Here is a 13802-nt window from a genome sequence, read left to right on the forward strand (position 1 = left end):
GGCTAGTTGCTAATAAAATGGGAAAGTTGCTAATATATCCGGAAAGTTGCTAATAAAAAGGAAAAGTTGCTAATATACGGAAAAAGTTGCTAATAAACTCAAAAAGTTGCTAATAAACGGAATCCCCGGCCCCTCCAATGGTCAATCACACTCAAAATCCCCCCTCTTCATCTAAACACTGTACTCCCCAACCAAAACTATACCCAGAATACTCACTCATTCATAATTTTTCGACATCTCCCCCTTTTCTCTGGTATAATATTTCGCAAGGCGAAGGTTTTGCCTAGCTGGTGCCTGGCACCGTCAATAGAGGGGGAAAAGAATTTGTCTTCAAATCTTACATATCCATATCAGTCACAGCGGATGGCTTCAATTGCGCGGAACGGGATGGTTGCGACCTCCCAGCCCCTTGCTGCCCAGGCTGGGCTCGACATAATGAAAAAAGGCGGTAATGCCATTGATGCGGCAATCGCAACGGCTGCCTGCCTGACGGTCGTGGAGCCGACCTCAAACGGGATCGGCGGTGATGCTTTTGCGCTTGTATGGACAAATGATTCGCTGTACGGCTTGAACGGAAGCGGACCGTCCCCGCAGAGCATCAGTATTGATAAGGTGAAGGAAAAGGGTCATGAAACCATGCCATCACATGGCTGGGTCCCTGTCACCGTTCCTGGTGCTCCTTCTGCATGGGCAGAGCTGTCCAAGCGGTTTGGCCGCCTTCCATTGAAAGAGGTGCTCCAACCGGCCATCGACTATGCACGTTATGGCTACCCTGTATCCCCGATTCTCGGGAAATATTGGACAGGTGCACATAAAATTTATAAAAAGCGCTTTACCGGCCCTGAATATGAAGAATGGTTCAAGGTTTTCGCGCCGAATGGCAAAGCTCCGGAAATCGGTGAAATGTGGAAGTCTGAAGATCACGCAAGAACGCTCGAAGCGATTGCAGAAACGAACGCTGAAAGCTTCTACCGCGGCGAACTCGCCGATAAGATTGCCAAGGCATCCGAAGAGGGCGGAGGCTTCCTTTCCAAAGAGGATCTGGAAGGCTATAAAGCTGAATGGGTGGACCCGATTTCCGTTAACTACCGCGGCTACGATATTTGGGAAATCCCGCCGAATGGCCAAGGGCTGGTAGCACTGATGGCCCTGAATATTTTAAAAGGCTATGAATTTACCCATCGTGAAGACGCTGAACAGCTCCATCTGCAGCTGGAAGCGATGAAGCAGGCGTTTACAGACGGCAAAACTTATATTACCGATCCTGCCTTCATGAAAACGAAGGTGGAGGATATGCTTTCTGAAAGCTATGCAGAAGCCTCCCGCAGGAAAATTACAGGCGAAGCGCGCCTCCCAGAGCCGGGCTCCCTGCCAAAAGGCGGCACAGTTTATCTGTCAACGGCGGATGGTGAAGGCAATATGGTTTCGTTTATCCAGAGCAATTATATGGGCTTTGGATCAGGTGTGGTGGTGCCAGGCACCGGAATCGGCCTGCAGAACCGGGGGCATGATTTCTCCCTTGATCCGGGCCACGAAAATGCTCTTGCACCAGGCAAGAAGACCTATCATACGATCATCCCTGGTTTTATTACAAAAGGCAGGGACGCAGTGGGGCCGTTCGGTGTAATGGGCGGATACATGCAGCCGCAGGGCCATGTGCAGGTTGCCATGAACATGATCGACTTCAAGCTGAATCCGCAGGCCGCTCTTGATGCACCGCGCTGGCAGTGGATTGAAGGCAATAAAATAGAGGTTGAATATACAATGCCAAACCATCTTGTGAAGCAGCTTGCCGCCAAAGGGCACGAAATCAAGGTGGCCCACGATTCAGGCGGCTTCGGACGCGGGCAGGTCATCACCCGCAACCCGGAAACAGGCGTACTGACAGGCGGAACAGAGCCGCGCACAGATGGAACGATTGCCAGCTGGTAAAGGAGGAGCATAATGAAGAAACTGCTTTTAACAGGCTTTGAGCCTTTTTTGGAATTTCCGATCAACCCGACAGAAAAGGTCGTTGAAGCCCTGAACGGAACAAAGATCGGAGACTATGAAATTAAGGGAGTCCTTCTCCCTGTCGACTTTAAAGAATCACCGGTTAAAATACTGGAAGCCTACCATGAGCACCAGCCGGATGCTGTTATCTCGCTCGGACTTGCGGGAGGCAGGAACAGCATCACCCCAGAGCGGATCGCCATCAACTGCCGCGACGGCGAACCTGACAACAGCGGAGCAAGATTGGAAGATTCGCCGATTGATGAAGAAGGGCCGGACGGCTATTTCTCCACTCTTCCAATCAGGAAGATGGTCAACAGATTAAAAGAGAACGGTCTGCCGGCTGAAATCTCCAATACAGCAGGAACATACTTATGCAATAATGTCATGTACACCATCCTGCATGAAATAAAGAAGAGCGGAAGGGAGATCCCGGCTGGATTCATTCACATTCCGGCCTCCCACCAGCTCGCTGCCAAAAGCAAACGCAGCCTGCCAAGCTGGTCTGACAGCGATTTGCAGGATGCAGTGAAAAAGATGATAGAGGCTTTGTAGGGGACAGATTCTTGTCCCTTTTTTATTTTGAAAGAAATTGTCTCCCAATTTATCTTGACCCCAAGAGAGTTTCAAGTGATAATATAGTTAAAATTTTCATAAAATTTAGTCTTTTAATTTCGCCAGCATTGGAGGGATCTACTTGCCGACTCTTATGATTGTGCTGCTCTTGACAGCATTCTGCCTCTTTCTGGCATTGCGCCAAAAGAAAACTATCTTCCTTGCGATTCCTTTTCTAGGGATATTCGTTTACTTCCTCGTACAAATCATCCTGGTCCCTGCGCCTTTTCTCGATACCATCAAGTTTATTTTCAGCCTCAGCTGATCCGGACCTGCCTTCTTTAAGGCGGGCCGATTAGAATATAACTTTTTAATAAGGAGGGAATCGAGCCAATAAATGAGTACGCTTCCAAATGAGGGGAAATCCATTAATTGCGAGGTGCAAAGGTTTGAAAAAAATTGATAAGGCAACTGCAGACAGTTATTTTCGCGAAAAAACGAGAAACATGATCATCTATTTTGCTATCTGGTTCATCGTCTCCTACGGTGTCGTGCTATTTGCAGAGCCGCTCAGTGAAATAACGATCAATGGCTTCCCGTTCCATTATTTCATGGGTGCACAGGGAGCTGTCATCACGTTTATCATTCTATTATTTGTGAATGCGAAACTTAGTGATTCAATTGACCGCAAATATGGGATTGATGAGGATAAAAACGAACAGATCAGCTCAGGGAAGGTGCTGGACCACTAAAATGCTTTTGTGTAGATAGAAACCTTTTAAGGGGGATTACATGGATACACAGTTTTTGGTCTCATTATCAATTATTCTGGCTACATTTGCTTTATATATTGGCATTGCGGTCTATAATAAGGCGCGTGCCACCTCAGATTTCTATGTGGCAGGGCGCGGTGTCCCGCCGATTTTCAATGGAATGGCCATCGGTGCCGACTGGATGAGTGCAGCTTCCTTTATCGGGATGGCCGGGACGATCATGCTTCTCGGCTACGACGGCCTAGCCTATATTATGGGCTGGACGGGCGGCTATCTGCTCCTGACGTTCCTGTTGGCGCCTCAGCTGCGAAAGTACGGGCGCTATACCGTTCCGGAATTCATCGGCGACCGCTATAACAGCCATACAGCAAGGGTCATAGCCGCAATTTGTACAATCGTCATCTCATTTACCTATTCAATCGGCCAGCTGTCAGGCTCGGGCGTAGTAATCGGCCGTTTGTTTGAGATCGATGCCAAGCTCGGTACTATGATCGGCGTTGTACTGATCGCCTTTTATGCCGCTTTCGGCGGGATGAAGGGAATCACCTGGACACAGGTGGCCCAGTATATCATTCTAATTATTGCCTATCTCATCCCGGTCATCTTCATGTCCCTGCAGCTTACCAATAATCCGCTTCCTTGGATTTCTTATGGAGAGCTTGTCGGCAAGATGGGTGAGCTTGATAGGGAGCTTGGGATCTCTGAATACTTCGCTCCATTTACGAACGGGACTAAATGGCAGTTCCTTGCCCTCATGTTTACCTTGATGGCGGGTACAGCAGGACTCCCGCACGTTATTGTCCGCTTCTACACGGTATCTACAATGAAGGCGGCCCGCTGGTCAGGGGCCTGGGCTTTGCTCTTCATCGGATTGCTTTATCTTTCTGCACCGGCTTATGCTGCTTTCTCCCGTTTCATCCTGATGACAAAGGTTGCCGGCAGCAGCATCAGCGAGCTCCCGGCCTGGACCAAAACATGGGTCGACACAGGAAAGCTGCAGCTTGCCGATGGCAATGGGGACGGCATTCTGCAGTGGAGTGAACTGATCATCTCTAATGATATCGTCGTCATGGCGACACCGGAGATTGCCAATCTTGGTGTATTCGTCATCGGCCTTGTTGCCGCCGGTGCTATGGCAGCCGCCCTGTCAACAGCAGGCGGGCTGATGATCGCCATTTCATCTTCATTTGCACACGATATTTTCTATCGGGTCTGGAAGCCTAATTCTACTGAAAAAACCAGGCTCAGTGTTGCCCGCTGGTCCATTGTGGTCGCCACGCTTCTGGCAGGCCTGATCGCCTTGAATCCTCCGGGAGCCATTACCCAGATTGTCGCCTGGGCATTCGCTCTGGCTACAGGAACCTTCTTCCCGGCACTCGTTCTTGGCGTCTGGTGGAAACGTTCCAATGCAAAAGGGGTCATCTCCGGGCTCCTTGTCGGTCTGGGAGTGACCCTGGCTTATATCTTTGCCGCAAAATACGGCGGCTTCACTATCCTGGGCATTATCGATACAGGAGCGGGCGTCTTTGGGGCAGCAGCAGCCTTCTTGACCAATATTATTGTATCGAAGGCCACCGAAGCTCCATCCAAAAAGATTCAGGAGGAAGTAATCAATCTGCGCTATCCTGAACAGATGATCTATAAAGATGGGGAAGTGTGGATGGATGAGGGGAAATCCAAATCCGTTTAACAGATTGCATAATAAGGCTGTACGGCTCTCTTTTCTAAAAGAGAAGCTGTACGGCTTTTTTTGCGCCATCGACAAATTTCTCGGGAAATATTATTTTTTCATAGAAACAAGAGCGCCGTCTTTAAATGAAATAGAAACTTTTTGTCCTGAGAGCTTCTGATAGTCCAGGGCAGTTCCATATGCCACTTTTAAAGCAATATATCCATCCTCTGTCTTGAATTCCACCGTGAAGTTATCTGCTGCCCCAACCACTTGTGCATCCACATAAGGAGTCTCCTCATGTATGATCAGTCTCTGGCCGATCAAGAGGAAATTGCTGTTCAGGCCGTTAAGCCTTTTGATCGTCTCTATCGGGGTCTGGAAACGCTGTGACAGCTCCCAGAGAGTGTCTCCTGCCTGCACAGTATAGACGGAAACATCTGCACGTGTCTTCCGGTCAGATGCCGGTGGTTCTGCCGTTCTGTCTGCTTCAGGTATCTTCAATTCCTGCCCTGGAAAAATAAGATTAGCATGAAGCTTATTTGCTGTTTTCAGCTCAGAAACAGAAACGTCATAGGTTCTTGCGATTTTATAAAGAGAATCTCCCTTTTTCACGCTGTATACCGTTTGTTCCTCGGCCGCTGCATAGCTGGTGCCAGCCGCCATAAAAGAAGACAAAGTCATGGCCGCTGACAGGGAAATGGCAGCACCCTTCTTTTTGCCTTTATGCTTGTCTTTTTTCCTGCTTGCTTCTATACGTTCCTTTCTCGTTATCGTAATTGTATGTTCCATTGATTAACCCGCCTTTTTATATAGTTTGGATAAGTTTGGATGTGCAACCAAATTTATGAACGCTGAGCCAGAATTCATTTTATGGTAATCAATACCCTCCGGCAATAGGGATAAACTCATGAATAAATGCTGGGCTCTATCCTGCTGGAAGAACCATTCTTTTTCCTGCATAGGAGGATTTATGCCCAGTTCTGAGCAGATTATCTCTAAAAATATAGAGCAAAATGATTAAAGATTTTCCTATTAAGAGGAGCAGGCGGATAAAAGATAGACAATTCACGCAGGGCAGAAACACCCAGAGAAATGTCGGGTTATGTCGAAAAAAGGTTATTTCGCCCTTCATAGTCCAAGGGACAAAGGGAGGAGGAATCTGGATTGTATCTCCAGAGGAGACTTATAAGAGAATAGTGAATGTCCGATTTTTCAAATAATTTCAGGTATGCCTTGTCCTTATTGCCGTAATCGTGCATATAATCTCAACCAAGCTAATAAACTGTTACAAACCTTACACAAAAGAGAGAGTATGAGGTGCAGAGTCGTTTTGACACCAACAAAGAGCAGGCCCCAAAGGACATGTTTATTCCCTGCAGTATTAGAGAGCACAGCTTTCTGCCGCAAAAAAAGCCGATTCTACCAGCTGTTGTATCAGAATGTGCGGAATGGAGAATTTCGAAAAAGCGAAACGGGTCTCATTTTACACTCCTCACAACCAATTTAGGGAGGGCGAGTGGTGTGCACGATTACATCAAAGAGAGAACTATCAAGATTGGAAAGTATATCGTGGAGACGAAAAAAACAGTTCGCGTGATTGCGAAAGAGTTTGGCGTATCCAAAAGTACAGTCCATAAAGATCTGACAGAAAGGCTTCCTGAAATCAATCCTGATCTTGCAAACGAAGTAAAGGAAATACTTGATTACCATAAATCGATCCGCCACCTGCGCGGGGGAGAAGCAACAAAAATGAAATACAAGAAAGAGGAACTGGAAGGCGAGCCTGTTCAGTAGGCTATGAATTGAATATGAGAGAGGAAGAAAGCGCAGCCGACAGGATTTGTGCTTTTTTCTGCTTTATTGGAAATGTAGCGACAAATTTTGCGGGAATGCTACATAATTTTTACAAAATGTTTCTAGTTACGGTTTGATTGTGATAAAATAAACAATTAGGATAGAACTTGGAAAAAAATATTTTGCAGCTTCGTCAGCCGCCGAAACCTTGAATTGGAAAGGCTTCCTTAATGGAAGGATTTACGGCGGTTTAAAGCTATTGCATAAAGGCCGCCTGGCCGAACCTGCTTGGCAGCTTCCGCCAAAAAGCAGGATAGGCGCAGGAGGCATCCATAAAAAATATGAAGCAGCGGCAACTGGCCAGCCAGGAAAAATCGTTATTGACTTCATTCAGGAGCCGGAAGCCCGCGCTGGCTAAGTGCAGGGAGGAAAAAAAGTAAAATGTTTGCTAGAGATATTGGAATTGACCTGGGTACTGCCAATGTACTGATTCATGTAAAAGGCCGGGGAATTGTGTTGAATGAGCCATCTGTAGTGGCGATTGACAGGAACAATAATAAAGTGCTGGCTGTCGGCGAAGAAGCGCGCCGCATGGTAGGGCGTACGCCCGGCAATATTGTCGCCATCCGCCCGCTGAAGGACGGCGTCATTGCCGACTTTGATGTGACTGAAGCTATGCTGAAGCATTTTATCAACAAATTGAATGTAAAAGGATTCTTATCCAAGCCGCGCATCCTGATCTGCTGCCCGACCAATATTACAAGCGTCGAACAGAAAGCAATCAAGGAAGCTGCCGAAAAAAGCGGCGGCAAGAAAGTCTACCTTGAGGAAGAGCCGAAGGTCGCTGCAATCGGCGCCGGCATGGACATCTTCCAGCCGAGCGGAAACATGGTTGTCGATATCGGCGGAGGAACTACAGATGTAGCTGTTCTTTCAATGGGCGATATCGTTACATCTTCTTCCATCAAGATGGCCGGCGACAAATTTGATGCCGAAATCCTCAACTATATCAAGCGTGAGTACAAGCTTCTGATCGGTGAGAGGACTGCCGAAAACATCAAGATCAATATCGCAACTGTATTCCCGGATTCGAGGGATGAAGAAATCGATATCCGCGGCCGTGACATGGTATCAGGCCTCCCAAGGACGATCACAGTCCGTTCCGGCGAAATCGAACAGGCGCTCCGCGAGTCCGTCGCGGTCATCGTCCAGGCTGCCAAAACAGTCCTGGAAAGGACACCGCCTGAGCTCTCAGCCGACATCATCGACCGCGGTGTCATCCTCACAGGAGGCGGAGCCCTTCTGCATGGCATCGACATGCTGCTGGCAGAAGAGCTTAAAGTGCCGGTCCTTGTGGCTGAAAACCCGATGGATTGCGTAGCAATCGGAACCGGCATCATGCTGGACAATATCGATAAACTGCCTAAGAGAAGATTGGGCTAATGGAAAAAGCGTGCGGGGGTCCGTGCGCTTTTTTTTCTGGCTTGGAGCGGGACTTGGGGTGGTATTGAGTCAGACTTGCTGTATTCTGATTGGGAATGGCAGAAATTTGAGCATTTATCGAGGAGATGTCATTAAAATGGGTGGTGTGCATTCCTTCTTGGAGGCGGTTCATCCAACTTGTGAAGAGATTGTGCCGGAATTTCGGATAATCATTCCGGATTTGCTGATAATCATGCCGGTTCCGGCAAAAATCATACCGGTTTTGCCAATAATCATGCCGGTTTCAGCAATAATCATTCCTAATACCATAGATTTACAAATCAACAAGCTGAGCCCGGCATCTGGCCAGCATAAAACAAAAAGCCAATCTCCTGCAAGGTACTGCCTCCCACTGCTCCATCCCCCTCTAAAATTACTCTCCGCTCTGAAAATACCAACCTCCATACCCCAAAATCCCCTGTTTTTTTCACAAATTGACACTTTTCTGCAAAAATCTGCTGTTTCTTGTGCGGATTTTTTTTATAATAGAAAGTAGTGCAAGAATAATTGTATGTCCCTTTTGATGGTGAAATGATGTCCGGTCTTTGCCGGCAATATATAGAGGTGGAACATGTTTAGAGGGTTTTATACGGTAGCTTCCGGGATGCTGTCCCAGCAGCGCAGGACGGAAATGCTGACGAATAATATGGCAAACAGCAATACTCCAGGTTTTAAGGCAGATCAGTCCTCGATGAGGGCATTTCCGGAAATGCTGCTCCAGAGTGCAGGACAGCTGGAAATCCCAGTTCAGAACAGGCTTAAGCTGCCGCTGAACAAGGAAATCGGCAGCATCAACACAGGTGTTTATATGCAGGAGAACACACCTAACTTCCTCCAGGGGGACCTGAGGGAAACCGGGCAGAATACAGACCTTGCTCTTGTGGACGTGAATATGCCGGCTGATGCAGAAACAGGTATCAGCGCTTCGGTATTTTTCAAGGTGTCAGGAGCAGACGGTGAGCCGCGTTATACGCGTAACGGCGACTTCACGCTTGATGGAGAAGGCTTCCTGACAACCGCTTCAGGTTTGTACGTTCTGGACGGGCAGGATAATCGTATTCAGCTGGAAAGCGATCGCTTCACTGTCACCAGCGCAGGTGAAATCACAGGCGAAAACGGCGAAACTGCCCAGCTTGGATTCGGTTTCTCTGAAAATCCGGCAGAGCTGATCAAAGCAGGCGACGGCCTGTTCCGGACTGAAGATGGAGCGCCGCTCGCAGAGGCCGCAGATAATCCGGAAGCCGGCTTCGCGCTGCAGCAGGGATTCCTGGAATCCTCAAATGTAGATGCAAGCAGGACGATGACCGATATGATGACAGCCTACCGGGCTTTTGAAGCTAACCAGAAGGTTTTGCAGGCTTATGACCGCAGTATGGAAAAAATGGCGAATGAGGTCGGCCGCATCGGATGATGGCCGCCATCGGCTTTCCGAATAACAGCAGCCCGATAAGGGGGATATTATGAGCAGAATGATGATTACAGCCACCAATACGCTGGCCCAGCTGCAAAAGCAGATGGATATAACAAGCCACAATATGGCGAATGTCGATACGACCGGCTACAAGCGCAGGGAAGCCACGTTTACAGACCTGCTTGTGCAGCAATTTGCCAATCAGCCGAACTCGGCTGATGAAAACAGGCTGACGCCTAATGGGCTGAGGCAGGGCACCGGGGCGATGCTGGCCCAGTCGCAGATCGTGATGGCGCAGGGCAGCATTAAAACGACGGACCGCCAGCTGGACACGGCTTTTACGAAAGAGAATCAGCTTTATAAAGTTCTTGTCCAGACAGAGACAGGCTCAGAGGTTCAATATACACGGGATGGTGCGTTCTATTTGACGCCGGTATCCGACACAGAAAGCATGCTTGTCACCAGCGCCGGCAACGCATTCCTGGATGAGAATGATAATCCGATTTACATCAATGGGCAGCCCGGTGAATTTGCCATTACAGAGAACGGCATCCTGACAGCAAAGGACAGCACCGGCCAGGAGCAGGAATTCAGCCTCGGCATTGTCAGAGTCAATAAGCCTCAGTTCCTGCAGCAGCAGGGAGGCAATCTGCTGGCACTGGCAGCCGGCGCGGATGGGATCGATGTATTGACTGATTTGACAGGCGCACTGCGCGGCGAGGCAGGTGTCCAGCAAAGGGCGCTTGAGCAGTCGAATGTGAATATGCAAAAAGAAATGACTGATCTTATTACCGTACAGCGTGCCTATCAGTTCCAGTCACGCGCCATTTCAATGGCAGACCAGATGATGGGGCTTGTAAACGGGATCAGGTAAAGGGGATTAAAATTGATGCTAGTGAAGAAAAACCAGGAAGCGGCCAACACGCGTGAACAAAAGAAAAAACAAAAAGCGGAAGAGAAAGCGGCCGGCAAAAGGATCATCCGCATACGCCTTGTCCCGATCTGGCTTCGAGTCATCATTGTGCTGATTTTAATCGCCGGAAGCCTCATCCTCGGAGCATTTGTGGGCTACAGTGTAATGGGCGGCGGCAAAGCATCCGATATTTTTGAAAAATCGACCTGGATGCATATCAAGGATCTGGTTGAAAAAGAATAAATTTTTGCCGGGAAGGGGATTTGCCCTTCCTTTTTTCTGTTCTTTTACAGTACAATAAAGACATATGATACCTATTATTAGTAGGAGGTACTAAATTATGCTGGATATAAACCAAATCAAAGAAATCATTCCCCACCGCTATCCTTTCCTGCTCGTGGACCGCATCCTTGAGGTTGAAGAGGCGCAGAGGGCAATTGGGATAAAAAATGTGACGGCGAATGAGGAATTCTTCAACGGGCATTTCCCGGACTACCCGGTTATGCCAGGAGTGCTGATTGTTGAAGCTTTGGCGCAGGTCGGTGCCGTGGCCATGCTCAAAAAAGAGGAAAACCGCGGGCGCCTCGCCTTCTTTGCAGGCATAGATAACTGCCGTTTTAAAAGACAGGTAAAGCCGGGCGACCAGCTCCGTCTTGAAGTTGAAATGACACGTGTAAGAGGAGCCATCGGAAAAGGGAAAGGCACCGCAACAGTAGATGGGGAGCTTGTCTGCGAAGCAGAGCTGACGTTTGCCCTTGGAGATAAGCAGGAATAAATTCAGAATGTCCGGCTGCCGGACATTCTTTTTTAATATGCCGAAAAAACAAACTAACACGTTTAGCTTGTCCCATATACGTGTATGTATATAATATCCTGGCCAGCAGGTGACAACTTGCATATAAAAATCCCCCTAAAATAATTTTTTATATGCAAGTTGTTTCTTTTTTTGGACATCATATGAAAAGACCAAGGTCAATATAAACAACCAGAAGGGAGCTTTTTACTTATGAAGAAAAGGCTTTTAACATTAATTGGCGGATCGGTGCTTTCAGCTATGGTATTGGCAGGATGCAATAATGACCAGGAGCCGCCTCCGGAAGACGATAACACGCCGCCTGTTGAAGAAGGCGACATGAACGGAGAAAACGGCGACATGAATGGCAATAACGAAGACAATGGCAACATCAGCGAAGATGACAACGGCGTTATCGACGATAATGGCGAAAACGGCGACATCAACACTGACGAAGACAAGGATATGATGGAAGATAATAATGATCCTGGCGAAGATGCGGTCGAAGACGATCTTGACATGCAGGATGACGATAATAAAGATAAATAATGAATGAGAAGGGCAGGGGAACCTGCTCTTTTTTCGTGCAGTTTATACTATGAGGCAAATATGGTATGATGCTTGTGGAGACAGAATTTACTGGGGGGTACTTTATTTCCATGTATAAAGATTTATCACCAGGAGTGAAAATTAGCATATCAAGATCAATCTCAACATCATTCGAACAATATATGAATAAAATCGGCTGGAATGAAGATAAATTCAATCTGCAGGAATTTGTCGACAGCTGGAAGGACTATATTACAAATCATGCCTCCTGGTACGCGCAGCTCAGTGATGAGACAAAGGCAGATCCGGAGTTTCATGAACAGCTTGCCGGTAAAATAAATAAAACGATTGAAAAGATCCTTTCGGAAGAGCCTTCCAAGGAGCAGATGGAAGAAATTGAACATCTCCAGGCTGAAATAGGTGAAGAATACAATTATTCATGTAAGACAGAGGCTAAACAGCTGATTGAGAAACTCAAGAAAAGAACAAAACAGAAATAAAGAAAAAATCTCCTGGCAGAAGGAGATTTTTTATTTTTTAACAGCAGCAAGTCCTGGTTTGCTTTTCATCTTAGTTTTAAATTCACTCAGCAGCACATCGCCCTCCATGCCTGATTGAAGGAGACTGTCCAGCAGCAATTCTGCATAATCACTTTTAGTTCTTTTAAGGCTGCCCTCAAGCAGAACGCTAATGTGATTTTCCAGCTCTTTAATGGATGAAACCTTGGTCAGGAAGGCAGCAGGATCATTTTCCTTTTTTGTGATGACGGCCTGGACAACCAACTCTTTTTGCTGGTCAAGAGCGTCGGAGAAATAACGGGTATAAGATTTGTCTGTATAAGCCTCAATAAGCCAGTTGCTGTACTCATCCTCTTTATTGATGATCAGGCCGTCATCGAGAGCGATTTCCTTCAAGCCATCTTCTTCAACAACCTGCAGTGAGATCAACTTAAAAGTCTTCATAATGGCCTCCCGGTTTTATTAGATTATTTTGTTTTAAATTATAGCATAGCAATATATGAAAGCGAATTTTTCTCCTTGTCGAAAAAAAAATGCCAGATAGGCCAAATTCCCCTTTTTGATAAGAAGAGATTGGTGAAAATTGCATTTTATGCTGATTTTCCTATTTGGGAGGCCGCTAAACTATCACCATAACACCTTTTTATCCTTTTTACGCAGTCAGTGATTCATCATAAACTGGACATATCACAAAGAGAGGAGATGAGACATGATCAACCAGGCTATCTTAGTAGGAAGGCTAACAAGAAATCCAGAGCTGAAAATTACAGCAGAGGGTGTTTCGGTTACAAATATTACTCTGGCTGTGAACAGGCAGTACCGCAATCAGCAGGGTGAAATTGAAGCAGACTTTGTTCAGTGTACTCTATGGAAAAAAACAGCAGAAAACACAGCCCAATATTGCCGGAAAGGATCTCTGATCGGGATAACCGGCCGAATCCAGACAAGAAATTACGATAACCAGGATGGCAGGAAGGTTTATGTGACCGAAGTGATTGCTGAAACAGTAAGATTCCTTGAGCCGAAACGGGAAATTGCCGCCGGCAGCAGCGGGAAGGAGCTGGTAAGCCAGTGAGGCAGCAGCCTGAATGTAAATCCAATACTGAAGCGCTGTTAGAAACTCTGATTAAAATGGTAGGAAGGAGCAATCAAAAATCAGAAGAGCTGGCAATCAGAATTAAACAGCTCGAGTGTATGCTCATTGAAATACACACAGATGCTGAATCCGGAATAAGCAAAGATCTCCGATTGGCTGCATCGCAGTAGCCCGATTTCAACCCCCTCTTCCTCATTATAGAAAATCAATCACCCCCTCCATCACTCCATTTTCCGACATTTTCTGTCGGATTT

19 protein-coding genes are annotated in these 13802 nt (G+C 47.1%); 15 read left to right on the forward strand and 4 right to left on the reverse strand.

What is annotated here, in order from left to right; genetic code table 11:
- The first annotated feature begins 363 nt into the window (after window positions 1-363).
- From ggt to Q9R36_RS13680, 5 genes are all read left to right on the forward strand, one after another.
- Complete coding sequence (gene ggt, locus Q9R36_RS13660; protein ID WP_311225404.1) at window positions 364-1932, forward strand: gamma-glutamyltransferase; 1569 nt, start codon at window positions 364-366, stop codon at window positions 1930-1932.
- A 12-nt stretch (window positions 1933-1944) separates the two neighbouring features.
- Entirely contained in the window at window positions 1945-2547 is a 603-nt protein-coding gene (gene pcp / locus Q9R36_RS13665; protein WP_306010202.1) for a pyroglutamyl-peptidase I, read from the forward strand.
- Between the two features lie 142 nt (window positions 2548-2689).
- Window positions 2690-2872 (forward strand): hypothetical protein, encoded by a 183-nt coding sequence (locus Q9R36_RS13670; RefSeq protein ID WP_129612978.1) that lies wholly within the window; start codon window positions 2690-2692, stop codon window positions 2870-2872.
- 124 nt (window positions 2873-2996) lie between these two features.
- Window positions 2997-3299, forward strand: a complete 303-nt coding sequence (locus Q9R36_RS13675; protein ID WP_101549662.1) for a DUF4212 domain-containing protein — start codon at window positions 2997-2999, stop codon at window positions 3297-3299.
- Between the two features lie 40 nt (window positions 3300-3339).
- Window positions 3340-5010 (forward strand): sodium:solute symporter family protein, encoded by a 1671-nt coding sequence (locus Q9R36_RS13680; RefSeq protein WP_009792663.1) that lies wholly within the window; start codon window positions 3340-3342, stop codon window positions 5008-5010.
- A 90-nt stretch (window positions 5011-5100) separates the two neighbouring features.
- Here the strand turns inward: Q9R36_RS13680 and Q9R36_RS13685 are convergent, their stop codons facing one another.
- Entirely contained in the window at window positions 5101-5781 is a 681-nt protein-coding gene (locus Q9R36_RS13685) for a LysM peptidoglycan-binding domain-containing protein (protein WP_311225323.1), read from the reverse strand.
- Between the two features lie 732 nt (window positions 5782-6513).
- Between Q9R36_RS13685 and spoIIID the strand changes: the two genes are divergently transcribed.
- From spoIIID to mreB, 3 genes are all read left to right on the forward strand, one after another.
- Window positions 6514-6786: a sporulation transcriptional regulator SpoIIID gene (gene spoIIID / locus Q9R36_RS13690; protein WP_009792667.1), complete on the forward strand. Its 273-nt coding sequence runs from the start codon at window positions 6514-6516 to the stop codon at window positions 6784-6786.
- 208 nt (window positions 6787-6994) lie between these two features.
- Window positions 6995-7204, forward strand: coding sequence for a hypothetical protein (locus Q9R36_RS13695; RefSeq protein WP_311225324.1), 210 nt, complete (start codon window positions 6995-6997; stop codon window positions 7202-7204).
- Between the two features lie 23 nt (window positions 7205-7227).
- Window positions 7228-8229, forward strand: coding sequence for a rod shape-determining protein (gene mreB, locus Q9R36_RS13700; RefSeq protein ID WP_009792669.1), 1002 nt, complete (start codon window positions 7228-7230; stop codon window positions 8227-8229).
- A gap of 168 nt (window positions 8230-8397) precedes the next feature.
- Here the strand turns inward: mreB and Q9R36_RS13705 are convergent, their stop codons facing one another.
- Window positions 8398-8673, reverse strand: a complete 276-nt coding sequence (locus tag Q9R36_RS13705; protein WP_311225325.1) for a hypothetical protein — start codon at window positions 8671-8673, stop codon at window positions 8398-8400.
- Window positions 8674-8839: 166 nt separating this feature from the next.
- Here Q9R36_RS13705 and Q9R36_RS13710 point away from each other — a divergent pair, with 166 nt between their 5' ends.
- The 6 genes from Q9R36_RS13710 (at window position 8840) to Q9R36_RS13735 (ending at window position 12434) form a co-directional block, all read left to right on the forward strand.
- Window positions 8840-9679, forward strand: coding sequence for a flagellar hook-basal body protein (locus tag Q9R36_RS13710; protein ID WP_311225326.1), 840 nt, complete (start codon window positions 8840-8842; stop codon window positions 9677-9679).
- Between the two features lie 49 nt (window positions 9680-9728).
- Window positions 9729-10553, forward strand: a complete 825-nt coding sequence (locus Q9R36_RS13715; RefSeq protein ID WP_311225327.1) for a flagellar hook-basal body protein — start codon at window positions 9729-9731, stop codon at window positions 10551-10553.
- Window positions 10554-10568: 15 nt separating this feature from the next.
- Complete coding sequence (locus tag Q9R36_RS13720) at window positions 10569-10835, forward strand: DNA-directed RNA polymerase subunit beta (protein ID WP_009792673.1); 267 nt, start codon at window positions 10569-10571, stop codon at window positions 10833-10835.
- 97 nt (window positions 10836-10932) lie between these two features.
- The gene (gene fabZ, locus Q9R36_RS13725; protein WP_009792674.1) at window positions 10933-11367 is read left to right on the forward strand and encodes a 3-hydroxyacyl-ACP dehydratase FabZ; all 435 of its coding nucleotides are present in this window, start codon (window positions 10933-10935) and stop codon (window positions 11365-11367) included.
- A 231-nt stretch (window positions 11368-11598) separates the two neighbouring features.
- Window positions 11599-11934 (forward strand): hypothetical protein, encoded by a 336-nt coding sequence (locus Q9R36_RS13730; protein WP_009792675.1) that lies wholly within the window; start codon window positions 11599-11601, stop codon window positions 11932-11934.
- Window positions 11935-12044: 110 nt separating this feature from the next.
- On the forward strand, window positions 12045-12434 hold the full coding sequence (locus Q9R36_RS13735; RefSeq protein ID WP_306010198.1) for a hypothetical protein: 390 nt from the start codon (window positions 12045-12047) through the stop codon (window positions 12432-12434).
- A 30-nt stretch (window positions 12435-12464) separates the two neighbouring features.
- Here Q9R36_RS13735 and Q9R36_RS13740 read toward each other — a convergent pair whose 3' ends face one another.
- A complete protein-coding gene (locus Q9R36_RS13740) occupies window positions 12465-12896 on the reverse strand; it encodes a YwpF-like family protein (RefSeq protein ID WP_311225328.1) in 432 nt (143 codons plus the stop codon).
- A gap of 265 nt (window positions 12897-13161) precedes the next feature.
- Here Q9R36_RS13740 and ssb point away from each other — a divergent pair, with 265 nt between their 5' ends.
- Entirely contained in the window at window positions 13162-13527 is a 366-nt protein-coding gene (ssb, locus tag Q9R36_RS13745) for a single-stranded DNA-binding protein (protein WP_009792678.1), read from the forward strand.
- An 80-nt stretch (window positions 13528-13607) separates the two neighbouring features.
- On the opposite strand, the gene Q9R36_RS13750 is transcribed toward ssb, so the two are convergent.
- Window positions 13608-13757, reverse strand: a complete 150-nt coding sequence (locus tag Q9R36_RS13750; protein ID WP_156917030.1) for a hypothetical protein — start codon at window positions 13755-13757, stop codon at window positions 13608-13610.
- Window positions 13758-13802 lie beyond the last annotated feature (45 nt).

Origin of the sequence: Bacillus sp. AG4(2022) (assembly GCF_031844465.1) — a bacterium.
In the GTDB taxonomy this organism is placed as follows: Bacteria; Bacillota; Bacilli; order Bacillales; family Cytobacillaceae; genus Bacillus_AB; species Bacillus_AB infantis.

Bases quoted from the DNA above. Each gene is read 5' to 3' on its own strand.
- Q9R36_RS13730 (WP_009792675.1), top strand. From the start codon at position 11,599: ATGAAGAAAAGGCTTTTAACATTAATTGGCGGATCGGTGCTTTCAGCT.
- pcp (WP_306010202.1), top strand. From the start codon at position 1,945: ATGAAGAAACTGCTTTTAACAGGCTTTGAGCCTTTTTTGGAATTTCCG.
- ggt (WP_311225404.1), top strand. From the start codon at position 364: ATGGCTTCAATTGCGCGGAACGGGATGGTTGCGACCTCCCAGCCCCTT.
- Q9R36_RS13705 (WP_311225325.1), bottom strand. From the start codon at position 8,673: ATGGAGGTTGGTATTTTCAGAGCGGAGAGTAATTTTAGAGGGGGATGG.
- fabZ (WP_009792674.1), top strand. From the start codon at position 10,933: ATGCTGGATATAAACCAAATCAAAGAAATCATTCCCCACCGCTATCCT.
- Q9R36_RS13715 (WP_311225327.1), top strand. From the start codon at position 9,729: ATGAGCAGAATGATGATTACAGCCACCAATACGCTGGCCCAGCTGCAA.
- mreB (WP_009792669.1), top strand. From the start codon at position 7,228: ATGTTTGCTAGAGATATTGGAATTGACCTGGGTACTGCCAATGTACTG.
- Q9R36_RS13720 (WP_009792673.1), top strand. From the start codon at position 10,569: ATGCTAGTGAAGAAAAACCAGGAAGCGGCCAACACGCGTGAACAAAAG.
- Q9R36_RS13680 (WP_009792663.1), top strand. From the start codon at position 3,340: ATGGATACACAGTTTTTGGTCTCATTATCAATTATTCTGGCTACATTT.
- Q9R36_RS13740 (WP_311225328.1), bottom strand. From the start codon at position 12,896: ATGAAGACTTTTAAGTTGATCTCACTGCAGGTTGTTGAAGAAGATGGC.
- Q9R36_RS13710 (WP_311225326.1), top strand. From the start codon at position 8,840: ATGTTTAGAGGGTTTTATACGGTAGCTTCCGGGATGCTGTCCCAGCAG.
- ssb (WP_009792678.1), top strand. From the start codon at position 13,162: ATGATCAACCAGGCTATCTTAGTAGGAAGGCTAACAAGAAATCCAGAG.
- Q9R36_RS13735 (WP_306010198.1), top strand. From the start codon at position 12,045: ATGTATAAAGATTTATCACCAGGAGTGAAAATTAGCATATCAAGATCA.
- Q9R36_RS13685 (WP_311225323.1), bottom strand. From the start codon at position 5,781: ATGGAACATACAATTACGATAACGAGAAAGGAACGTATAGAAGCAAGC.